Consider the following 21,872-nt stretch of genomic DNA (forward strand, 5'->3'; position numbering starts at 1 on the left):
GACAACCCACCCTCACCATTTAAGGCTGCGCCAGCGGAAGCTGGATCAGCGTTAAATGGGAAGGGTATCACTAAGCTGAATAAAATAGGCTTTGGTGAAGCGAACCCGGAGAACTGAAACATCTCAGTACCCGGAGGAAAAGACATCAACCGAGATTCCGTTAGTAGTGGCGAGCGAACGCGGACCAGGCCAGTGCCTCTTTGTTAGTTAGCAGAACACTCTGGAAAGTGTGGCCATAGCGGGTGACAGCCCCGTATGTGAAAGCGAACGAAGAGGACTTGAGTAGGGCGGGGCACGTGAAACCCTGTCTGAACATGGGGGGACCACCCTCCAAGCCTAAATACTCGTACATGACCGATAGCGAACCAGTACCGTGAGGGAAAGGTGAAAAGCACCCCGATGAGGGGAGTGAAACAGTACCTGAAACCGGATGCCTACAAGCAGTGGGAGGGTCCTTGAGACCTGACCGCGTACCTCTTGCATAATGGGTCTGTGACTTAGTGTATCGAGCAAGCTTAAGCCGTTAGGTGTAGGCGCAGCGAAAGCGAGTCTGAATAGGGCGATTGAGTTCGATGCATTAGACCCGAAACCCGGCGATCTAGGCATGACCAGGCTGAAGGTGCGGTAACACGCACTGGAGGGCCGAACCGTTTAATGTTGAAAAATTATCGGATGAGTTGTGTTTAGGGGTGAAAGGCCAATCAAGCCGGGAAATAGCTGGTTCTCCGCGAAATCTATTGAGGTAGAGCGTCGGATGATTGCCGTTGGGGGTAGAGCACTGGATGGATGCGGGGGTCGCGAGATCTACCAACTCTAACCAAACTCCGAATACCAACGAGTCTAGTCCGGCAGACAGACGGCGGGTGCTAAGGTCCGTCGTCAAAAGGGAAACAGCCCTAACCTACAGCTAAGGTCCCCAAGTCACGTCTAAGTGGGAAAGCATGTGGGATTTCCAAAACAACCAGGAGGTTGGCTTAGAAGCAGCCATCCTTTAAAGAAAGCGTAACAGCTCACTGGTCTAAACAAGAGATCCTGCGGCGAAGATGTAACGGGGCTCAAGACGTGCACCGAAGCTTAGGGTTCAGTCTTTGACTGAGCGGTAGCGGAGCGTTCCGTAGGCCGTTGAAGCGGGAGGGTAACCGACCGTGGAGGTATCGGAAGTGCGAATGCAGACATGAGTAGCGATTAACAGTGTGAGATGCACTGTCGCCGAAATTCCAAGGGTTCCTGCTTAAAGCTAATCTGAGCAGGGTAAGCCGGCCCCTAAGACGAGCCCGAAGGGGGTAGTCGATGGGAACCACGTTAATATTCGTGGGCCTGGAGGTGTGTGACGGATGGCGTAACTGGTCAGGGCTTATTGGATTGCTCCTGGCTGGGAAGTTGTCCCAGGAAATAGCCCCTCCGTATAGACCGTACCCTAAACCGACACAGGTGGAATGGTAGAGTATACCAAGGCGTTTGAGAGAAGTATCCTGAAGGAACTCGGCAAATTGCCTCCGTACCTTCGGAAGAAGGAGGCCCCACATATGCGCAAGCACTTGTGGGGGGCACAGGCCAGGGGGTAGCGACTGTTTAGCAAAAACACAGGGCTCTGCTAAGTCGGCTTCAAGACGACGTATAGGGCCTGACGCCTGCCCGGTGCCTGAAGGTTAAGTGGAGGTGTGCAAGCACTGAAATGAAGCCCAGGTAAACGGCGGCCGTAACTATAACGGTCCTAAGGTAGCGAAATTCCTTGTCGGGTAAGTTCCGACCTGCACGAATGGCGTAACGACTTCCCCACTGTCTCCAGGATATGCTCAGCGAAATTGAATTCTCCGTGAAGATGCGGAGTACCCGCGGTTAGACGGAAAGACCCCGTGCACCTTTACTGCAGCTTCAGAGTGGCATTAGGAAAGAACTGTGTAGCATAGGTGGGAGGCTTTGAAGCGATGACGCCAGTTGTCGTGGAGCCATAGGTGAAATACCACCCTGTTGTTTTCTGATGTCTAACCTCGCACCGTTATCCGGTGCAGGGACCCTCTGTGGCGGGTAGTTTGACTGGGGCGGTCGCCTCCTAAAGAGTAACGGAGGCGCGCGATGGTGGGCTCAGGACGGTTGGAAACCGTCTGTTAGAGTGCAATGGCATAAGCCCGCCTGACTGCGAGACTGACAAGTCGAGCAGAGACGAAAGTCGGTCATAGTGATCCGGTGGTCCCTCGTGGAAGGGCCATCGCTCAACGGATAAAAGGTACGCCGGGGATAACAGGCTGATGATTCCCAAGAGCTCATATCGACGGAATCGTTTGGCACCTCGATGTCGGCTCATCACATCCTGGGGCTGGAGCAGGTCCCAAGGGTTTGGCTGTTCGCCAATTAAAGTGGTACGTGAGCTGGGTTCAGAACGTCGCGAGACAGTTTGGTCCCTATCTGCCGTGGGCGTCGAAATTTGAGAGGAGTTGACCCTAGTACGAGAGGACCGGGTTGAACATGCCTCTGGTGTACCTGTCGTCGTGCCAACGGCGCAGCAGGGTAGCTATGCATGGACGGGATAACCGCTGAAAGCATCTAAGCGGGAAGCCTCCCTCAAGATAAGATTTCATCGAGCCGTGATAGACCATCACGTTGATAGGCCGGATGTAGAAGCGTGGTAACATGTGGAGCTAACCGGTCCTAATTGCTCTGTTCGCGCCTGAGAGTCCCACACCATCACCGACAGACCTGCAAACAACGCAGATCCTGCCGGTCATGCGGAACGACAATCCCATCCAGATATTCGAATTTGCACGGATAACATCGATTAAACCCGACAAAGCGCACGCTCCATTGCTTGGTGACCATAGCGTCTGTGACCCACCCGATCCCATCCCGAACTCGGCCGTGAAACCAGACTGCGCCGATGGTACTGTGGCTCAAGCCCCGGAAGAGTAGGGCGTCGCCAGGCATTGAAGCTTGCGCTCTGTCAAAACAAAAACCCATTCACACCCCCCTCCCGAGGGGCCAAGGTCAACGAGCCAACGGCTCGCAAGGCCAAACGGCCGCCCGGACCCGGATGCAATCCGGGGAGGATAGCCAAGCCGACGGATGTCGGCGCCGGCGCCTGAGGCTAAACAAGCTCATCGCGGGATGGAGCAGCCCGGTAGCTCGTCAGGCTCATAACCTGAAGGTCGCAGGTTCAAATCCTGCTCCCGCAACCAAAACACAACCCAATCACAAAACGCAAATCCATCCCGTCGATCAACAATCAACGGGGGTGAACGCGTTGCATATGCAAAGCTATGCTTCTCGGCTGACGTGACCCCTTGGTTTCCACCAGCAGCAATTAGAGCCCGGCGGCTTTGTTGCGCATGAGCGCGGGTTGAGCAATGGCCTGCGCAGCGGAGCCCGTAGGGCGTAGCGAAGCAGGCCATTGCTTATGCAGTTCAGCGGCGAAGGCCGCTGGGGTCTCGTATCCAAGGGCTGAGTGCGGGCGCTCCTGGTTGTAGTCCTCCGCCCATGCGGCGATCACCACACGGGCATGGTCTAGGCTGAGGAACAGCGTCTCGTTTAGCAGTTCGTCCCTCATGCGGCCGTTGAAGCTCTCGACGTAGCCATTCTGCATCGGCTTGCCGGGGGCGATGTAATGCCACTCCACGCCGATCTCCGCGCACCAGGCCAGGACCGCGTTCGACGTCAGCTCGGTGCCGTTATCGCTGACGATCATGCCTGGCTTGCCGCGCTCGGCGATAAGATCGGTTAGCTCGCGCACGACCCTGCGCCCCGAGATCGAGGTGTCCGGTACCGCGCGCAGGCACTCGCGGGTCACGTCATCGACGATGTTGAGCACCCGGAACCGGCGTCCCGACGCCATCTGATCGTGCACGAAGTCAAGGCTCCAGCGCTGGTTGGGCAACGCCAGCACGGGCGCTGGCGCCCGCGCGCCGATGGCACGGCGGCGGTTGCGTCTTCGTCGGACCGCCAGGTTCTCCTCGCGGTAGAGCCGCTGGGTCTTCTTGCGGTTGATCACCACGCCCTCCCGCCGCAGCAGGATGTGCAGCCGGCGATAGCCGAAACGGCGGCGCTGCTGCGCCAGCTCGCGCAGCTTCGACCGAAGGTCGGAATCATCATCCCGCTGCGACCGGTAACGCATGCTCTTCCGGTCAGCGCCGATGACACGGCACGCCCGCCGCTCGCTCATCCCCAGGACCGCCTGGAGACGAGCGACCGCCTCTCGCTTGGCAGCGGGCGTCACCAATTTTTTGCGAGAAGGTCCTTCAGGCCAGCATTGTCGAGCATCGCCTCGGCCAGGAGCCGCTTGAGCTTGGCGTTCTCGTCCTCGAGCGCCCGCAGCCGCTTCGCCTCGGAAACCTCCAGGCCGCCATACCTGGCCTTCCAGTTATAGATCGTCGCTTCAGACACACCGTGCCGCCTCGCCAGATCGCCGGTCTTGGCGCCAGCCTCGGCCTCCTTCAGCACCGCAATGATCTGCTCTTCCGTGAACCTTGTACGCTTCATCGTCCGTCCTTCTATCAGGCCGGACTCTAATCACACTTGGAGGAAAATCAGGGGGTCACGTCACGGGTTATCAGTGCGCCATAAGCGGGCAAGAGGGCAGGAGTTGCGCCATTCACTGCAACAAGCGGTTCTCCTTCCGCCGCGATCCCCTTCGGCCAGACCACATCCTTCGATGACAGGTTGAAGGCGCACAGGATGCGCTGGCCGTCTTTTTCCCGCCGGAACAGCAGCCGTTCTCCATCCGACAGCAGCATGTCCAGCCGACCGGAGCGCAGTGCCGGAGTGGTTTTCCGAAGCCCCAGCATCGCTCGCGTGAAATGCAGCAGGGATTCGGTATCGGCCTCCTGCAGGCTCGTCGCACGCGCGAGATTCTCCTCGCCAACGGGCAGCCAGGGGCTCGCATCGCTGAAACCGGCCTCGACCGCATCCGCCTCCCACGGAAAGGGCGTCCGCGCGCCGTCGCGGGACAAGGTCAACGGCCAGTTGGCGATCGCTTCCGGATCCTGCAGCCGCTCGAAGGGGATGTCGACCTGGGTAATGCCCAGCTCTTCGCCCTGATAGAGGATGATATTGCCGCGAAGCGCCGCCAGCAGCGCGATCTTCATCCGGGCGAAGGCGGGGCGCTCCTCCGGCGCGCACCAGCGCGACAAGGCGCGGGGCGCATCGTGATTTTCGAATGCCCAGCTCGGCCAGCCCATGCCTGGCTCGTCGGGCCAGCGGGCGACCGTTTCTGCCACCAGCGTCGGGGTCAGCTTCTCCGCGTAGAGGAAGTCGAAGCCATAGGCGCTGTTCAGCCGCGTCTCGCCAGCCGTATAGGCTTTCATCTCCGTCTCGGCGAGTACGCCGCCGACCTCCGCCATCGTGAAGATTGCGCCATAGTTGTCGCACAGCGCTCGAATGCGCTCCACGAACGCCACCACGCCAGGATGGGACTGGCTGTAGAGTTTTACCTGATAATCGAATGGGCGCGTGCGCGGCTTGCCGTCGTCGGGCGCTGGCGGGTTATCGCGTAGGGCGGGATCGTGCATCGCATGGTTGAGGGCGTCGAGGCGGAAGCCGTCCACGCCCCGGTCGAGCCAGAAGCGCATCGCGTCCAGCAAGGCATCCTGTACCGCCGGCGCATGGACGTTGAGCTGGGGTTGGCTGCTCAGGAACTGGTGCATATAATATTGCCGTCGCCGTGCGTCCCATGTCCAGGCCGGGCCGCCGAACACCGATTGCCAGTTGTTGGGCGGCGTGCCGTCCGCTTTGGGATCGGCCCAGACATACCAGTCGGCCCTGTCTCCATCACGGTCGGAGCGGCTTTCCGCGAACCAGGGATGCAGGTCGGACGTGTGCGCATAGACCTGGTCGATCGTGACCTTCAGGCCCAGCGCATGGGCACGCGCGACGAGCGCGTCGAAATCCTTCAGCGTGCCGAAGATCGGGTCCACACCGCAATAGTCCGCAATATCATATCCGAAGTCGCGCATGGGGGAGGGGAAGAAGGGCGATATCCAGATCGCATCCGCCCCCAGCCGAGCGACATGGTCCAGCCGCCGGGTGATGCCGTTGAGGTCACCGATCCCGTCGCCATTGGAATCCTGGAAACTTCGGGGATAGATCTGGTAGATCGCGGCTCCCTTCCACCAGGGTTCGGCAGGGGTGAGGCGGTCGTCCTGGGTCATGACAGGCGGCATTCCTTGCAGGTCGGAAAGGGAGAGAAATCGTCTCACCCGGTCGAACGGCGGGTGATGAGTCTCACGGGAAGGACGGTGCGCGGGGGCGGCTGCCGCTGCGGCGTGCCGTCGACCAACAGTTCCACTGCCACCCGCGCATAATCTTCGATCGGCTGATGGACGGTGGTGAGGGGGGGCCAGATCAGGCTGGCGATCTCGCTGTCGTCGAAGCCTGCGATCGCGACATCCCCCGGAACATTGATCCCTTTCTCGCCGCAGGCGGCAATGACCCCCGCCGCCATTTCATCGTTGCAGGCGAAAATTGCGCTGCGAGACGGGAGCGACGACAGCAGCGCCTCCCCCGCGGCAAACCCGGACTGGAAGGAGAAATCGCCCTTTTCCCTCCCAATATCCGCCGGCTCGATGCCTTTGGTCCTCAGCGCCTCCTCGAAGGCAGACCGGCGCACATGCGCGGCGCGATGGTTCGGTGGCCCCTCGACGATGCCGAAGGACCGGTATCCGACCGTCCACAGATGGTCGACCAGTTCGGCCACGCCTTGCTCATCATCTCCGGCGATGGAGGGCGAGCGGTCAGGGCAGGTCAGCGGATCGATCCGCACATAGGCGATGGAGAGCCGGTCGAGCAGTTCCAGCAGCGACGGCGAATCGCTGGCGGGCGGGCACAGGATCACGCCGTCCAGCTTGACCCGCTGCAGGCTGCGTTCCAGCAACGCGGCGGGGTCGCCGTTCTGGAGGTCAATCTCCTCCAGCGTCAGGTGATAGCCCCGTTCGCGACAGGCACGGGCGGCGCCGCGGTACAATGCGGCCATATAATGGGACGAAGGATTCGCCGCGATCGCGCCGATCAGATAGGATCGGGCACCAGCCAGCGATCGTGCCGCCTGATTAGGCTGATAGTCGAGCGCGGCGATCGCCTCACGCACCTTTTCTGCCGTCGCCGCCCGGACATTCGGTTCCCGGTTGACCACGCGCGACACCGTCTTCCACGAAACGCCGGCGCGCTTTGCCACATCAATGATTGTTGCCTTGCGGATCATGGTCTTCCCGTTCTCCCGTTCCTCCTGTCTTAACGGGTCGTTGCGGGAAATCCATGGCGGGAAGATCGATGAAGAGGGTCAGGGGCGGCGGTCGTCCCGATCGGGAATAGCAGACCCACGCCGGTTGGGCAGGGCGATGTCTTCCTCTTCATCATGGCGCTTTCGCGATCCCCATCGCCGCTCCACCAGAGCGAGTACCGACAGCAGCAGTAATGCGATCAGAGCCCCGGCCAGCACCAGCACATATTGCCCCGCGCCCGCCGTGATCCCGACCGCTGCCGCCATCCACAGGCTTGCTGCGGTCGTCATGTTGCGCACGTCTCCACCGCGGACGAAGATGAGACCGCCGGCGATGAATCCAATGGCTTGCGCCAGCCCCTGCACGACACGGACTGGATCGCTGTCCTTATAATGCGCCGCCAGTTCGATCGCCGACAGCGTCAACATGGCCGAACTCAGCGCGACGAGGCCATGGGTGCGCAATCCGGCGGCATGTCCGCCCCTTTCTCGCTCGAAACCCAGGGCGAGGCCGAGCAGCGTCGCCAGACAGAGTCGCCCGATGGTCGTGGAGAAATCGTCTTCCAGCATATGCCTTCTACACCCTTGCTCCGATTGCGATCCACGATGAAAGTAGCTTTGGGGTGAACGCCTCGCGAAATCCGCCGATCAGCCGTTTGCGCTGGCCAGGAAAACCGCCAATTGGGCGTCGAATGCGCGCTTGAAGGCAGGTCGCTCTTCGCCCCGCGCAACATAGGCGGGAAGGTTCCGATATTCTTCCAGAAGGCTCGATCCCTTTAACCTGCGCAGTACCGTGATCATCATCAGGTCGCCGGCACTGAAGGCGCCGTCGAGCCAGTCGGCACTGCCCAGGGCGCGAGAAAGCGGGCCCAGCCGGCCGCGAATGCGATCCTTCAGGATCGGAAGGCGCTCCTCGTGCCAACCCTTGTCATATTCCGTCAGAATTGCGCCTTCGCGTTCCAGGATCGGCGGCTCCAGCGTACTCGCGGCGGCGAACATCCAGGCGACGGCGCGAGCCCGCGCATGGGCGTCATCCGGTAGCAGGCCAGGATGATTGACCGCGAGGTGCAGGATGATCGCCCCCGATTCAAACAGGGCGAGATCGCCTTCCTCATAGGTCGGAATCTGCCCGAAAGGCTGGAGCGCCAGGTGAGAAGGCTGCTTCATTGCAGGGAACGACACCAGGCGCACATCATAGGGCTGGCCCACTTCCTCGAGAGCCCAACGGACCGGCATGTCTCGCGCCAGTCCCCTGCCGCGATCGGGTGATCGTTCGAATGCAGTGATGGTGACGGTCATCGTGAACTCCAGGTCGCACGGTGCGCTTCAAGTCGGTCTTCCCAAACTCAAGCAGAATAGCGCCTCGGGGAAGCAGGGCAATGGACGGCCAGTCCGTTCTCTTCCGATCCGGCGGCGGCGTGGGCCCGGCGGACGACGTATCCCCCGGTTTGACAGCGCGGTCTGGACCTTTCAAATATGAAAATTCACCATTGGCTGGCACCCGGCATGAATGGATCGATGACAATGCGCGGTAGTTCGTGATGGAACGGAAAAGCCTCAAGGGAACCTATGCCGCGCCCGCCATCGAAAAGGCGTTCGAAATCATCGAGCTGTTGACGGCCTATCCGGAAGGCGCGTTGGTCAGCGAAATGGCCAGCCGGCTGGGGCGGACAGTCGGCGAATTGTTTCGCATCGTGGTTGTGATGGAACAGCTCGGTTACCTTCGCAAATCCAGCAGGACTGATCGCTACACTGTGTCCTACAAGCTGTTGGACATGGCGTTTCGCGCCACGCCGGCGCAAAATCTGGTCCGCGCCGCATTGCCGGAAATGCAGGGTCTGGCCCTTTTTGCCGGGCAGTCATGCCATCTGGTCGTCGCCAATGGTGGCAGCGGTCTCGTCGTCGCGGTTGAACAGCAGCCGGAGACACGGGGATTTTCCCTTCGGGTCGGGGCGAGGATCGACATGCTCCAAAGCTGCTCGGGTCAGGTGATACTGGCTCTGTCCTCGCCTCAACGAAGGGAGCAGATCATCGCCGCGGCAGAAAAGGAGCGCTCCGCGCCGGTCGATCGGGAACAACTGGCGAGGCAACTCGACATCGTCCGCCAGCAGGGCTTCGACAGCCGCAAAAGCCCCATCACCCATGGCGTGACAGACATCAGTTTCCCGGTGTTCGGCTTCGACGGCCAGATTGCTGCGGCTCTGACCATCCCTTTTCTCGAGCTGATCGACGGATCGCAAAAGATCGACCTTTCTGCCGCGCGCGACCTGCTTCGCGCCGCCGTCCAGCGCATATCCGACACGCTGGGCTATCAGCCGGGCTAGGATCGTGCGGCCCGCCGGGCATAGCCGGCAATGATGATGAAGCAGGCAGCCGGCAGCAGCATCGCCGGCGGCAACTCACCTGCTTCGACCGCTACCAGACCCATGAGCGGCGGGAAGATTGCCCCGCCGATGATCGCCATGATGATGCAGGACGATCCCAGCGGTCGCGCAGAACCCAGACCCTCTACACCCAGCGCGAAGATGGTCGGGAACATGATCGACATGAAAAAGCTGACGAGGATGAGCGCCCCCAGCGCCACCCAGCCCGATGCCAGCGCCGCGACCGCGCAGAGCAGGATATTGATCACTGCATAGAGCCCCAGCAGGGCGGCCGGGCGGACGCGGTGCATGACGGCCGTACCCGAAAAGCGGCCGATCATGAAGAGGACGAGGCTGGCGGAGAGGAGGTAGGCGGCTTGGCGCTCGGAAACCCAGGGGGTCACGTCCTTCACGAAGTCGATGAAATAGCTCCAGATGCCCACCTGCGCGCCGACATAGAAAAACTGGGCGACGACTGCGCCAGTGAGCGGCCTATGGCGTGCTATCTGCTTGAACTGGACACTCAGCGGGACGTCGCTCGCTTCGCGGGCGTCGGGCATCCGCGCCAGTGCGACGGCGACGGCGACTACGGTCGCGGCTATGGCAAGGAGAAGATAGGGCAATTGCACCGTGCTGGCCTCGCTGGCCCGATAGGCGGCCAGTTCGGCCGCGCTCATCGCGCTCAGGGTCTCTTGGGAATGCTCGATGCCCGAAAAGATCAGCAGGCCACCTATGACGGGTGCGACGCAGGCTCCCAGGCCATTGAAGGCCTGGGCCAGGTTGAGGCGTTGGACCGCCGTTCCCTCCTCGCCGAAGAAGCCGACATAGGCATTGGCGGTGGTTTCCAGGCACGCCGCCCCCGCCGCGATCACGAACAGGGCGAACAGGAACATGCCGAAGCTCAGCATCAGCGACGCCGGATAGAAGAGGAGCGCCCCCACCGCATAAAGGCCAAGGCCGGTCAGCACGCCCGCCCGATAGCCAAGCCGCCGCATCAACAGGCCAGCGGGCAAGGCAATCACGAAATAGCCGATATAGAAGACGAACTGGATGAAGCCGGCCTGTGCTCGGTCGAGTCCAAGCGACTTCTGGAACTGGCGAATCAGTATGTCATTGAAATTATTGGCAAGTGCCCATAGAAAGAAGAGGCTGACGATCAGCGCGAACCCCCAGCGATAGGCCGGCAGGATGAACCTGCGTTCCGTGTTGCCGCCGCCGGGCGGCACCATCCTTGCGTCGATCATCACTTTTCCTCTACCCTTTTATGTGTCCGCCTCGGTCTTCAGGTCGAAGCGACCGGATGATCTTCAGCCAGCAAATCCCTTTCGCGCAAAATGTCCCAGAAGGCCGCCGGAATCGGGTGCCGCGCCAGGGCGACCGATTGGGTGATCCTCTCGGCGCTCCCGGTGCCGATGACCGCCGTGGTGACGGCGGGATGTGCCAGAACGAACTGTAGCGCAGCCGCCGGGAGGGGAACGTCATACCGGGCACAGCATTGCTCGATAGCGGCAACCTTCCGGATGATGGGCTCCGGCGCGGTTTCATAGTCGTAATGGGGCGTGCCGCGGCTGCCGGTCGCCAATATACCTGAATTGAACACGCCGGCCGCGACGATGCCTATCCCCCGGCGGCGGCACTCTTCGAAGAAAGCCGAGCCGCCGGGGTTGAGCAGGGTATAGCGCCCGGCGATCATCAGCACATCCAGATCCGCGTGAAGCAGGCTTTCCGCGCAGATCTCCGTCTCGTTCACGCCAAGGCCGATCGCGGACACGATGCCCTGGTCGCGCAACTCTTCCATCGCCCGGAAACCGCCGGCCAGCGCCTGTGCGAAATAGCGATCATGATCCTTTCCATGCGTCGCTCGCCCGAGATCATGCATGTAGAGGATGTCGATGCGGCCGAGGCCCAGCCGCTGCAGGCTGGCCTCCACCGATCGCATCACACCGTCATAGCTGTAATCATAGACAGGATCGAAGGGCATGGGCGAATGAAAGCCGAATTTGTCGTCGGCTGCTTCGCCTGGCACCAGCAGGCGCCCGACCTTCGTCGAGAGGATATAGTGATCGCGCGGCCGTTCCCGCAGGGCGTCGCCCAGCCGCCTTTCGCTCAGGCCGAAGCCGTAAAAGGGCGCGGTATCGAAATAGCGCAGACCTTCTTCCCAGGCCGCATCGACGGTCGCCCTGGCGCTTTCGTCATCGATCCGGCGATAGAGATTGCCGAGCGTCGACGCGCCAAAGCCGATAGGCCCGTCAGTTGCCAGGCGATCGAGAAAGGGGGAGCGGGCGGGGTGCATGGCCGTCCTCTCAGAAACGGGCAATGGCTTTCAACACATGATCGGCCCCGGCGATCAGTTCGGGAATGCGCACCGGCATTTCCTCGGCGGAAAGGCTGTGGGTGTGAAGCGCGTCGGTCGGGATGCTGCCGTCCAAAATGGCGCACTTCACCCGATCGAAATCGGCGGCCAGGGCGTTGCGGCTGGCCATCAAGGTGGCTTCGCGCTTGTGGAACTCCGGGTCAGGAAAGACAAGGTCACCCGGCGACACGCCGACCAGCACCAGCGTTCCGCCATGGGCGACATAATTCAGGCTCTGCGCCATGGCGGTAAGCGAGCCGGTGGCGTCGAACACCATGTCGAACATTTCCCCACCTGTGCGGCTGGCGAGATGGGTACCCAGTTCGGAATCCGCTTCCACCAGATCGGTAAAGCCCAATCGATCGCGCGCATAGGCGAGGCGCGAAGCCCGGGTGTCGACGATCGTGACATGAGCGCCGTTTAGCCGCGCGAACAGTCCTGCAGCGACACCGATCGGGCCGGCGCCCACGACAAGCGTGCGGTCCGATGCGCCGACGCCCGACCGCGCCACCGCATGGGCGCCGATCGCAAGGAATTCGAGCATCGCCGCCTGGTCGATCGTAAGACCACTGGCGTCGATCACCGCGCTTTCCGGCACGGCGATCAGTTCCGTCATTCCGCCATCGATATGGACGCCCAGCACGCTGATGTTGACGCATGCGTTCGGCTTGTGGTGGCGACAGGCCACGCAGGTGCCGCAGGCGATATAGGGGTTGATGGCAACCGTCTGTCCGGGTTGGAATGCCGATCCGGGCAACGCCTGCACCACCTCGCCGCTCAGTTCATGCCCCATGACCCGGGGGTAGGCGAGGAAAGGATGGCGTCCCGCAAAGATATGATAATCGGTGCCGCACAAGCCCACCCGCCGGATACGAACGAGCAGTTCGCCCGCTGCCGCCATCGGCTCAGGCCGGTCCTGGATCTCGATGCTATAGGGTTCGCGACAGACGACCGCTTTCATTTCTGCACTCCTTGCCGCGACTTGTCCCTAGATCGAAGGGCTAGACGATGGTTCTCGCATATGCAAGTTAGTCATCGCATATGCGAATAGATGCTCACCATCACCTGTGGCGCTATGATCCTGCCGCTTTCGAGTGGATAGAAGCCCGTTCTGCCATTGCGCGGGATTTTTCGGTGGCGGATCTGGATGCGGCCATGGCCTTGGCGAATATCGACGGGGCCATTGCCGTGCAGGCGAGGCAGACGGAGGAGGAGACGGAATTCCTGCTCGAAACGGCCGCGAAATCGGATCGGATCATCGGGGTGGTCGGTTGGATCGACTTGCGCGCACCGGATATCGAAGAGCGCCTGAAGGCGGGGAGTAACCCCTTGTTGCTGGGCTACCGGCATGTCGTGCAGGATGAGCCTGATGCCGATTTCCTGCTGGCGGACGATTTCGTCCGCGGCGTGCGAGCGGTGGTAGCCAATTCACTGACCTATGATCTGCTCGTAAACCATGCCCAGCTACCGGCCGTTCCGGCTTTCCTGGAACGGGTTGGGCCAGGACGGTTCGTGCTTGACCATGCGGCCAAGCCCGCCATCGCCAGCGGCGGCTGGCAACCCTGGGCAGACCAGATCGCCGCAGCAGCCCGTCATCCGCACCTGTGGTGCAAGGTTTCCGGACTGGTGACAGAGGCCGATCATCGGTCCTGGCGCCCTTCCGACATCGAACGCTATCTTGCCCACGTCCTGGAGCAGTTCGGCCCGGAGCGGTTGATCTGGGGATCGGATTGGCCGGTGTGTCTGCTGGCCGCCCCATATTCCGCCGTGCACGATCTCATAGCCGATTTTGTGACGCGCCAGTGTCCGGCATTCAGCTCCGCCATATTTGGGGGCAATGCAGTGGACGCCTATGCACTGAAACCAGCGCTGCCATGATCGTGCAGTTCGGCACCAGCCGCTCCCTTCAGGCCCATGTCGATCGAGAGCTGGAGCCGGCTTGTGCCGTGGCGGAGCCTTACGATTTGTGGGCGATCGAGGAGCAACCCTGGCTGCGCATGCCTTTCACCCATCCGGCTGTGCTGATGGTGGAAGGTCTACAACAGTGTGAACGCCTCAAGCTGCACATCCTGGGCAAGCGGATCGGCGCGTTTGTCGACTGGGTGGACGGGGGCCATCCCCAAGCGGCGACGACCCAGTTGCGCGCGCTGGCGGCAAGCTATGGAAAGGCACCATGATGGTCCGGGCACTCCATATCAACGACGCGGACGACGTTGCGATCCTGATCGACGATGCCGATCCGGGTGTCGCCATACTGGGGGTGCCGGCGCGAGAAGCCATTCCGAGCGGGCACAAGATAGCCGTCCGCTCCATTGCTGCCGGGGCCATTGTTCGCAAATATGGACAGGTGATCGGCGTCGCCACGCGGGACATCACGCCGGGAGAGCATGTCCATTCGCATAATCTTGCGCTAGGCGACCGGGAGAGAGGGGCAGCAATCCCCGCAACTCCGGCGCAAAGCCCACCCCTGATCGATGCAGCGTCCGAGACGTTCCAAGGCTATCTGCGCGCCGACGGCTCCGTCGGCACCCGCAATGCGATCGGCATCATCGCCAGCGTCAATTGTTCCGCGACGGTCGTGCGCCGCATCGCGAGGCAATTCGAGGGGACGCTTCCCGCCGGCGTCGATACGGTCGCCCCCTTCACCCATAGCAGCGGATGCGGCATGGCAAAATCGGGCGAGGGCTTCGACACGCTGGAGCGGACACTGGCGGGCTATGCGCGCCATCCCAATTTTGGTGGTGTGCTGCTGATCGGGCTGGGCTGCGAAGTCGCGCAGATCGACGAGATGATGGCGCGGCAGGGGCTGACCGCCGGGCCCCGCATGCGCACGCTGACGATCCAGGACGCGGGCGGCACGGCGCAGGCGATCGAGCAAGGGAGCGCGATCGTCGCCGAACTGATCGAGGAAGCATTGGGTGACCGGCGCACCACGCGGCCGGCGGCCGATCTGGTGCTGGGTCTGCAATGCGGCGGCTCGGACGGCTGGTCGGGACTCACCGCCAATCCGGCGCTTGGCGCGGCGACCGACCTTCTTGTCGCCGCGGGAGGGACGGCCTTCCTGTCAGAGACGCCGGAAATCTATGGCGCGGAACATCTGCTGATCGCGCGCGCAGCCGATCCCGCCGTTGCGCAGGCGTTGCGGGCGCGGGTCGCCTGGTGGGAGGATTATGCCGCCCGCAACGGCGCGAGTCTCGACAATAATCCCTCGCCCGGCAACAAGGCGGGAGGGCTCACCACCATCTTCGAAAAGTCGCTCGGCGCGATCGCGAAGGCCGGTTCCGCTCCGCTGGCCGACGTGCTGCTCTATGGGGAGCGGCGGCGGCTCAACGGGCTCAATTTCATGGACTCGCCCGGTTACGATCCCTGTTCGGCGACGGGCCAGATCGCGTCGGGTGCCAATCTACTGGCATTCACTACCGGGCGCGGGTCGGTGTTCGGGGCGCAGCCGACGCCTTGCCTGAAACTCGCGTCCAATGCTGCGCTGGCGCGGTCGATGGCGGACGATATCGACATCGACTGCTCCCCGGTACTCGACGGAATGTCGGTGGCGGAGGCAGGGCGGATGATCTTTGACGCGCTGCTGGCGACGGCTTCGGGCCGACCCACCAAATCGGAGGCGCTGGGCGTCGGCGATTTCGAATTCGTTCCCTGGCAATTGGGCGCGTGGATGTAGAGGGCCGACAGCGACGGGTCGGCGGAGGAGGATGTGTGAGGGGATTGGCAGGCAGTCCGGCATGGTCGCTGTCGCGGCGGGCGCTGCTGCTGTCGGGCGGCGCGAGCGCGCTGGTCGCCGCACCAGGGTTGAAGGCACGGACGTTCGCGCATGATCTGACAGTCCGGTCGGGAGAGCTTACGATATATGTCGATGCGCTGAGCGAGCGCGCCTTCCGCGTGCGGGTGACGCCCCGCCCCGGTGACGCTGTGGCGGCGAGTGAGATGCTCGCGCCGTTGGCCCGTCGTCCGGCGGTGCGGAAAAGCCAGGCGGGTGGCAAGCTGCGCCTGACCGTAGCCCATGCGCGCTGCGAATGGGATCCTGCGACCGCTACCTTGTCCTTCCAAGACGGCGATGGGCGGCTGCTGCTCGCCGAAACTCCCGGATCGCGCCGGGTGGTGCCCAGCGATGTGCGCGGCGCGCCGACGCTTGCGGTGACGCAGGGGTTCGTCAGCCCGGCCGACGAGCGTCTCTACGGCACCGGCTGCTTCCAGGACGGACATCTCGACATTCGTGGCCTGCCGCGCCGGCTGACGCAGGTGAACACGCAGATCAGCCAGCCCTTCGTCCTGTCAAGCAAAGGCTATGGTCTGCTGTGGCACAATGAGGGCATGGCGGAGATCAACAGGCCCGATCGCCTGATCGCGTTGGCACGCAAGGCGGGGACGGGCGCGGCGCGTGCGGCTGACGTCACCACCAGCACCGGCAACGCGCGGGTCGAGCGTCGCGACGCTGAGTTCACCGGCCGCTTCACGGTGGAGCAGGGCGGCGCCCATGCCTTCTTCCTCGACCTCGGCCGCAAGATGTCCTCCCGCCATTACGTCGAGATTGACGGCAAGCCGGCCACTGACCTTGCCAACCTATGGCTGCCGCCCACTGCCAGCTTCCTGCGCGACCTGACGCCGGGAAGCCATGAGGTGCTGATCCGCGCCGGCGATGAGGACGCGCCCACGCTCCGCTTCGGGCCGGTCGAGGACCGCACGACATGGACCTCCCCCGTGTCGGACGGAATCGACTATGTGGTCATCGCCGGTCCGTCGGCGGAAGAAGTGATCGCGGGTTATCATGCGCTGATCGGCCCGCAGCCGATGCTGCCGCTCTGGGCGCTCGGCTATATCCATTGCCGCGAGCGATTCCATTCTTCCGACGAGATACTGGCCACCGCGCGCGAGTTCCGGCGGCGGCGGCTGCCCTGCGACATGATGGTGCAGGACTGGCAATATTGGGGCAAATATGGCTGGAACGCCATGCGTTTCGACGAGGCTCACTATCCCGATCCCGCCGGGCTGGTGCGCGACCTGCACGCCATGAACATGGGGCTGATGCTGTCGGTCTGGTCAAAGATCGGCAAGGACACGGAACTGGGCAAGGAGGTCGCCGCGCGCAACTTCTACATTCCCGGCACCGAATGGATTGATTTCTTCAACCCTGTCGCCGCGCGCTTCTATGCCGACAACCAGACGCAGCGGCTGGGGGCGCTGGGCATCGACGCCTGGTGGCAGGACGCGACTGAGCCGGAGAATGACGATCTGGCCGGGCGCACCATCTATGCGGCAGCGGGGCAAACCCAGCCGGGCGAGATGCGCCGCAACGTCTATCCGCTTCAGGTCAGCCGGACGGTCTATGAAGCGCAGCGCGCCGCTTTCCCCGACAAGCGAGTGATGATCCTGACCCGCTCCGCCGCACCGGGGCAGCAGCGCTATGGCGCGGCGACGTGGTCGGGGGATATTGGCAATGATTGGGAGACGCTGAAGCGGCAGATCCCCGCCGGATTGAACATGGCGGCGGCGGGCCAGCCCTGGTGGACGGTCGATGCGGGCGGCTTTTTTCGCCCCGGCAAGGGTCAATATGACGACCCCGCCTATCGCGAACGTTTTCTGCGATGGTTCCAGTTCTCCTGCTTCCTGCCGATGACGCGCGTTCATGGTTATATGACCGACACCGAATTCTGGCGTTATGGCGAGGAAGTCGAGCGGGTTGCGCGGCAGTTTCTGGAGCTGCGCTATCAGCTGCTTCCCTATCATTATGCGTTGGCGGCCGATGCGTCCGCCAAGGGTATGCCATTGATCCGTCCGCTGGTCTTCGATTTCGCCGACGACCCTGCCGCGCTGGACCAAGCGCACAGCTATATGTTCGGGCCGGCGCTGCATGTCGCGCCGGTGCTGGCGGCCGATGCGCAGCAATGGGACGTCTATCTGCCCCGGTCGGAGGGAGGCTGGTATGATTTCTGGACCGGCGTGCATCGCGAGGGCGGGCGTACGCACCGGGTGGACGCGCCGATCGAGCGCATCCCTCTGCATGTGCGGGCGGGCAGCATCCTCCCGCTGGGGCCGGTGGGCCAGTCGACTACCGGGCTGCTGGGCGGTGACCTCGATCTCCTGGTCTGGCCGGGACGGGACGGCGAAACGTTCCTCTATGAGGATGACGGAATTTCCTATCGGTATGAGCAAGGCGCATCCGCACGTATCGCCCTGCACTGGGACGACGCTAGGCGACAGCTGAGTGTAGGCCATCGCGATGGCAGCTTCGCAGGCATGAGGCCACGGCGCCGGATCACGCTCCACGCCATGACCGGGGAGCGGGGCACGCTCGATCCGGGCGCGGGGCAGACCATCGATTATAGCGGCGCGCCGATGGACATCGCTGCGCTGAACCCATGGGGAGAGACGAGAGCGCCATGAAGTATGTGACAGCCGCGCTGATCGGCGCAACCGCCCTTTTCGGGACCGCTATTGCCCAGCCGTCCGAGCCAGCCAGCCTTTTCGGTCCCGACCAGCGCAACCGCATCGACCTCAGCGTCATCGACGGCAAGCTGAGCTACACCGTCTCACGCGACGGCAAGCCCGTGCTATCGCCATCCCCGATCGGCATGTTCACCAGCCAGGGCGCGCTGGGCGGGTCCGACCTGGAGATCGTCGGCACCGAGCGTGCCAGCGTGAACGAGGTCTACCGTCCTGTCGTGGGTAAGGCGGCGGAGGTGCCGGACCGCTACGAACAACTGACGATGCACCTGCGGCGCAAGAAGGATGGCGTGACATTCGATTTAGTGGCGCGCGCCTATGCCGACGGCATCGCCTATCGCTTCGTCGTGCCGCCACAGGACCGGTTCAAGGCGCTGGATATCTATTGGGAAACTACCGGCTTTTACTTCCCGGCTGACTATGACTGCTGGGGCGCCAATGCGGGCGTCCACGCCAACAGCCATGAATTCGAGTTCGACCCCGTCAAGGCGTCGCGGATGCGCAACTTCCACCTCTATGATGCGCCTCTGCTGTGCAGCACGGGCAAGGCCGGCACGACCTTCGCCCTCGCCGAGGCGGACAAGCGCGATTATGCCGGTGGTTATTTCCGCCGGCGCGGCGACGGCGGGCTGGGCGTCAACATCAGCCTGACGACGCGCACCGACAATCCGCAGGACAGCGCCGGGTTCAGGACGGCCGTGCGTGCGTCGCTGGCCGACGGGCCGCTGGTGACGGCATGGCGCGTGGTGATGCTGGGCGACACGCCGGGCGACCTCATCCCGTCCAACCTCATCACCTTGCTGGCCGAGCCGTCGAAGATCGCCGACACAAGTTGGATCAAGCCGGGCAAGGCGGCGTGGGACTGGTGGAACGGCTGGGCGGTGGACGTGCCAGACGCTGGCGTCAACACCACCACCTACAAGGCCTATATCGATTTCGCGCAGAAAATGGGCCTTGAATATGTGCTGATCGATGAAGGCTGGTACAAGGGCAGTTCGGAAGCGCCCACGCCTGCCGACGTGACCGTCCCGATCCCGCAGGTCGATATGCCCGGTATCGTCCGCTACGCTCAGGAACGGGGTGTGGGCATCTGGGTCTGGCTGCAATGGAAGCAGCTGGAGCGTCAGATGGACGACGCGCTCGCCCTCTACGAAGCCTGGGGGATCAAGGGCATCAAGGTCGACTTCATGGACCGCAACGACCAGGAAATGGTCGCCTTCTACCACCGCATCCTGTCGACCGCGGCGAAACGCCACTTGATGGTCGATTTGCACGGCGCTTATCCCCCCGACGGGCTGGCGCGCACCTGGCCCAATTACATGACGCAGGAAGGCGTGCTGGGCGCGGAATATAACAAGTTCGGCACTCGCATCACCGCCAGCCACAATGTGACCCTGCCCTTCACGCGCGGCCTGCTGGGGCCGATGGACTATACGCCGGGCGGTTTCCACGCGGTTTCGCCGGCGGAGTTCGCAGGCAAGGTCCGCCTGACCCGCCCCTATGTCCAGACGACGCGCGGCCAAGGCCTCGCCATGTATGTGGTCTATGATAGTCCCATCGTCATGCTGGCGGACAGCCCCGACAGCTATATTTCGGCCGACGGGACATTGGCGGCGGGCGCGGATTTCCTGAAGGAGGTGCCGTCGAGCTGGGACGAAACCCGGTTCATCGCTGGCGAGATCGGCGGATATGTCGTGATGGCCCGCCGCAAGGGCTCCGTTTGGTATATTGGGGCGATGACCAATGAGAGCGGCCGTAGGATCAGCGTGCCGCTCAACGCTCTGGGAGTGAACCGGCGGTGGCGCGCGCGGCTCTGGCAGGACGGGGCGGACATGAACAGCCTGCGTACGAGCAACATGGACGCACGCAGTGTGCTGTCGCTGACTCTGGCACCGTCGGGCGGTGCGGTCGTAGTGCTGACGGCGGTGAACTGAGCGTCGGCGGCTCGACCGCTCAGGCAGGTGTGCCGCTGCGCCAGGCGGCCACGAAAGAGCGCGCCGCGGCGCCGACTTCGGTTGCTGTCGCGCCAGCTTTGTAAAGGGCCGACCCCAAGCCGAAGCCGTCCGCCCCCGCGGTGCGCCAGTGTTCCATGCTGTCGGGAGATATGCTGCCCACGGCCAGCACCGGCACGTCGCGCGGCAGCACCGCGCGTTGCGCCTTCAGCATCGCCGGAGACGCCGCCTCGGCCGGAAAGAGCTTCAGGGCATGGGCACCGGCCGCGAGCGCTGCAAATGCCTCGGACGGGGTGAAATAGCCAGGCATGGACACCATGCCTGCCTTTGTCGTCGCGCTGATGACATCCACGTCACTGTTCGGCGAGATGATAAGCTGCCCACCTGCTTCTTTAACGCGGCTGACATCGTCCGGCTTCAGCACCGTGCCTGCCCCGATGATGGCCTTTCCCTCAAGGCGTCGGGCGAGCCGTTCCACGCTGGCGAGTGGGAAGGGGGAGTTGAGGGGGACCTCGATCAGCATGAATCCCGCCTCGACCAGGGCGTCGCCGACGGAGTCTGCTTCCTCCGGGCGCACGCCTCGCAGGATCGCGACCAGTGGACATCGGGCGAAGGCTGTCGGGAAATCCAGGCTCATGTCACAGCAACTCCCATAGGCGAATGGCGCCCGCGACGAAGGCCGCCTGGCTATCGATCATCCGGACGCTGCCCCCCAGCTCTTCGATCGCACAGCTATAAAGCGAACCGAGCCCAGGGTCTGCAAGGAGATGGACATCGCCTGCGCCGCCATGTGCGCGGCAGTCCGCGCCGATCAGGAGGCCACTGGCGTAGGATGCCATGTCCGTCCTGTCCCGCAACCCCAGCAGACTGGCCGAGCGGATGCCGAACAGCGACGCCAGCAGGTCGGCGCGTGCCGATTCCGCGACGCCTGCCCGGAATGCGGCGTCGGCGGAGACGCGGCCGATCATTTCCTGCCCAATCAGCGCATGATTCTTGAGAAGGTCGAACATCTCCCCGGTCATGGCGGTTACGAAGTCGGCGAGCGCCCCATTATTCAGCCAAGCCCATTTGCAATGCGTACCCGGCTGGCAGAGCAGCGCATTAGGTGGCGTCATCCCGGCCGCGGCAGCGCCCAGCAACTGCACCTCCTCGCCGCGCATCACGTCGGCGCGCCCGTTCGCGATGCGCTTGACACCAGGTACTATAACCACGTCATCCGCAGGACGGGCGACGGCGGTCGCCAGGTCGGCGAGTGTGGCCGACGGTTCGACATAGCCTGTGTCCATCCAACCGCGATTGGAGCCGACCATGCCGGCCAACAGCACGGGCAGCCCCGCGTGCCGTTGGCGCAGCGCGTCCACTTCCGCAGGAAATCCGCCCACGCCGATCGACCTGACGCCGAGGCCGTCCTGTTCGGTCGCGACCACCTCGCCGTCGACGATGCGATAGGCGCGCCGATTGGTCGTGCCCCAATCCACCGCGAGGAAGCCGTTCCCGCTCATGGCACCCGACTGCGGCAGGGGGGGACAGGCGGCGTCAGTTGC

16 protein-coding genes, 1 tRNA gene and 2 rRNA genes (1 of these 19 cut by a window edge) are annotated in these 21,872 nt (G+C 63.1%); 9 read left to right on the forward strand and 10 right to left on the reverse strand.

The genetic code is table 11. The features are described 5' to 3' along the window. The 3 genes from M529_RS32975 to M529_RS32985 form a co-directional block, all read left to right on the forward strand. Nucleotides 1-2,673 (forward strand): 23S ribosomal RNA (locus tag M529_RS32975); it begins 121 nt to the left of the window's first position. A gap of 132 nt (nt 2,674-2,805) precedes the next feature. Beyond that, nucleotides 2,806-2,920, forward strand: a 5S ribosomal RNA gene (rrf, locus tag M529_RS32980). A gap of 176 nt (nt 2,921-3,096) precedes the next feature. Beyond that, nucleotides 3,097-3,173: transfer RNA gene (locus M529_RS32985), tRNA-Met, on the forward strand. A gap of 125 nt (nt 3,174-3,298) precedes the next feature. Here the strand turns inward: M529_RS32985 and M529_RS32990 are convergent. From M529_RS32990 to M529_RS33015, 5 genes are all read right to left on the reverse strand, one after another. Next, nucleotides 3,299-4,470 (reverse strand): IS3 family transposase gene (locus M529_RS32990; protein ID WP_152522521.1). Its coding sequence is split into 2 segments (ribosomal slippage): nt 3,299-4,218 and nt 4,218-4,470, totalling 1,173 coding nucleotides; the frame shifts between segments, so codons are not numbered across the junction. A gap of 47 nt (nt 4,471-4,517) precedes the next feature. After that, a complete protein-coding gene (locus M529_RS33000; protein ID WP_021317537.1) occupies nt 4,518-6,137 on the reverse strand; it encodes an alpha-glucosidase in 1,620 nt (539 codons plus the stop codon). 44 nt (nt 6,138-6,181) lie between these two features. Further along, on the reverse strand, nt 6,182-7,186 hold the full coding sequence (locus M529_RS33005) for a LacI family DNA-binding transcriptional regulator (RefSeq protein WP_021317538.1): 1,005 nt from the start codon (nt 7,184-7,186) through the stop codon (nt 6,182-6,184). Nucleotides 7,187-7,264: 78 nt separating this feature from the next. Beyond that, nucleotides 7,265-7,774, reverse strand: coding sequence for an MgtC/SapB family protein (locus tag M529_RS33010; protein ID WP_021317539.1), 510 nt, complete (start codon nt 7,772-7,774; stop codon nt 7,265-7,267). Between the two features lie 78 nt (nt 7,775-7,852). After that, on the reverse strand, nt 7,853-8,503 hold the full coding sequence (locus M529_RS33015; protein WP_021317540.1) for a glutathione S-transferase family protein: 651 nt from the start codon (nt 8,501-8,503) through the stop codon (nt 7,853-7,855). Nucleotides 8,504-8,745: 242 nt separating this feature from the next. Between M529_RS33015 and M529_RS33020 the strand changes: the two genes are divergently transcribed. Further along, entirely contained in the window at nt 8,746-9,528 is a 783-nt protein-coding gene (locus M529_RS33020; RefSeq protein WP_021317541.1) for an IclR family transcriptional regulator, read from the forward strand. Here M529_RS33020 and fucP read toward each other — a convergent pair. The 3 genes from fucP to M529_RS33035 are packed head-to-tail and all read right to left on the reverse strand — an operon-like array spanning nt 9,525 to nt 12,881. After that, nucleotides 9,525-10,811, reverse strand: a complete 1,287-nt coding sequence (gene fucP, locus M529_RS33025; protein WP_021317542.1) for an L-fucose:H+ symporter permease — start codon at nt 10,809-10,811, stop codon at nt 9,525-9,527. The genes M529_RS33020 and fucP overlap by 4 nt on opposite strands. A gap of 38 nt (nt 10,812-10,849) precedes the next feature. Next, the gene (locus tag M529_RS33030; RefSeq protein ID WP_021317543.1) at nt 10,850-11,860 is read right to left on the reverse strand and encodes an aldo/keto reductase; all 1,011 of its coding nucleotides are present in this window, start codon (nt 11,858-11,860) and stop codon (nt 10,850-10,852) included. Nucleotides 11,861-11,870: 10 nt separating this feature from the next. Continuing rightward, nucleotides 11,871-12,881: a zinc-binding alcohol dehydrogenase family protein gene (locus M529_RS33035; RefSeq protein WP_021317544.1), complete on the reverse strand. Its 1,011-nt coding sequence runs from the start codon at nt 12,879-12,881 to the stop codon at nt 11,871-11,873. Nucleotides 12,882-12,961: 80 nt separating this feature from the next. On the opposite strand from M529_RS33035, the gene M529_RS33040 reads away from it, so the two are divergent. The 5 genes from M529_RS33040 to M529_RS33060 are packed head-to-tail and all read left to right on the forward strand — an operon-like array spanning nt 12,962 to nt 20,310. After that, nucleotides 12,962-13,798 (forward strand): amidohydrolase family protein, encoded by an 837-nt coding sequence (locus tag M529_RS33040; RefSeq protein ID WP_031294832.1) that lies wholly within the window; start codon nt 12,962-12,964, stop codon nt 13,796-13,798. After that, a complete protein-coding gene (locus M529_RS33045) occupies nt 13,795-14,097 on the forward strand; it encodes a hypothetical protein (RefSeq protein ID WP_021317546.1) in 303 nt (100 codons plus the stop codon). The genes M529_RS33040 and M529_RS33045 overlap by 4 nt, the downstream gene beginning before the upstream one ends. Beyond that, entirely contained in the window at nt 14,094-15,596 is a 1,503-nt protein-coding gene (locus M529_RS33050; protein WP_152522560.1) for a UxaA family hydrolase, read from the forward strand. Before M529_RS33045 ends, M529_RS33050 begins: the two co-directional genes overlap by 4 nt. Nucleotides 15,597-15,640: 44 nt before the next feature. Continuing rightward, on the forward strand, nt 15,641-18,316 hold the full coding sequence (locus M529_RS33055; RefSeq protein WP_021317548.1) for a glycoside hydrolase family 31 protein: 2,676 nt from the start codon (nt 15,641-15,643) through the stop codon (nt 18,314-18,316). Continuing rightward, a complete protein-coding gene (locus M529_RS33060; protein WP_021317549.1) occupies nt 18,313-20,310 on the forward strand; it encodes a glycoside hydrolase family 97 protein in 1,998 nt (665 codons plus the stop codon). The genes M529_RS33055 and M529_RS33060 overlap by 4 nt, the downstream gene beginning before the upstream one ends. 19 nt (nt 20,311-20,329) lie before the next feature. Here M529_RS33060 and M529_RS33065 read toward each other — a convergent pair whose 3' ends face one another. After that, nucleotides 20,330-20,965 (reverse strand): 2-dehydro-3-deoxy-6-phosphogalactonate aldolase, encoded by a 636-nt coding sequence (locus tag M529_RS33065; RefSeq protein WP_021317550.1) that lies wholly within the window; start codon nt 20,963-20,965, stop codon nt 20,330-20,332. Nucleotide 20,966: 1 nt separating this feature from the next. Then, nucleotides 20,967-21,830 carry a 2-dehydro-3-deoxygalactonokinase gene (locus M529_RS33070; RefSeq protein WP_021317551.1) on the reverse strand — a complete coding sequence of 288 codons (864 nt, stop codon included), beginning with the start codon at nt 21,828-21,830 and terminating at the stop codon, nt 20,967-20,969. Nucleotides 21,831-21,872 lie beyond the last annotated feature (42 nt).

The sequence above is a fragment of the Sphingobium ummariense RL-3 genome (genome assembly GCF_000447205.1).
Classification (GTDB): Bacteria; Pseudomonadota; Alphaproteobacteria; order Sphingomonadales; family Sphingomonadaceae; genus Sphingobium; species Sphingobium ummariense.

Excerpts from the sequence above, each read along its gene's own strand:
- fucP (WP_021317542.1), bottom strand. The coding sequence starts at position 10,811 with ATGATCGACGCAAGGATGGTGCCGCCCGGCGGCGGCAACACGGAACGC.
- M529_RS33015 (WP_021317540.1), bottom strand. The coding sequence starts at position 8,503 with ATGACCGTCACCATCACTGCATTCGAACGATCACCCGATCGCGGCAGG.
- M529_RS33035 (WP_021317544.1), bottom strand. The coding sequence starts at position 12,881 with ATGAAAGCGGTCGTCTGTCGCGAACCCTATAGCATCGAGATCCAGGAC.
- M529_RS33050 (WP_152522560.1), top strand. The coding sequence starts at position 14,094 with ATGATGGTCCGGGCACTCCATATCAACGACGCGGACGACGTTGCGATC.
- M529_RS33005 (WP_021317538.1), bottom strand. The coding sequence starts at position 7,186 with ATGATCCGCAAGGCAACAATCATTGATGTGGCAAAGCGCGCCGGCGTT.
- M529_RS33010 (WP_021317539.1), bottom strand. The coding sequence starts at position 7,774 with ATGCTGGAAGACGATTTCTCCACGACCATCGGGCGACTCTGTCTGGCG.
- M529_RS33060 (WP_021317549.1), top strand. The coding sequence starts at position 18,313 with ATGAAGTATGTGACAGCCGCGCTGATCGGCGCAACCGCCCTTTTCGGG.
- M529_RS33020 (WP_021317541.1), top strand. The coding sequence starts at position 8,746 with ATGGAACGGAAAAGCCTCAAGGGAACCTATGCCGCGCCCGCCATCGAA.
- M529_RS33045 (WP_021317546.1), top strand. The coding sequence starts at position 13,795 with ATGATCGTGCAGTTCGGCACCAGCCGCTCCCTTCAGGCCCATGTCGAT.
- M529_RS33000 (WP_021317537.1), bottom strand. The coding sequence starts at position 6,137 with ATGACCCAGGACGACCGCCTCACCCCTGCCGAACCCTGGTGGAAGGGA.
- M529_RS33070 (WP_021317551.1), bottom strand. The coding sequence starts at position 21,830 with ATGAGCGGGAACGGCTTCCTCGCGGTGGATTGGGGCACGACCAATCGG.
- M529_RS33030 (WP_021317543.1), bottom strand. The coding sequence starts at position 11,860 with ATGCACCCCGCCCGCTCCCCCTTTCTCGATCGCCTGGCAACTGACGGG.
- M529_RS33065 (WP_021317550.1), bottom strand. The coding sequence starts at position 20,965 with ATGAGCCTGGATTTCCCGACAGCCTTCGCCCGATGTCCACTGGTCGCG.
- M529_RS33040 (WP_031294832.1), top strand. The coding sequence starts at position 12,962 with ATGCGAATAGATGCTCACCATCACCTGTGGCGCTATGATCCTGCCGCT.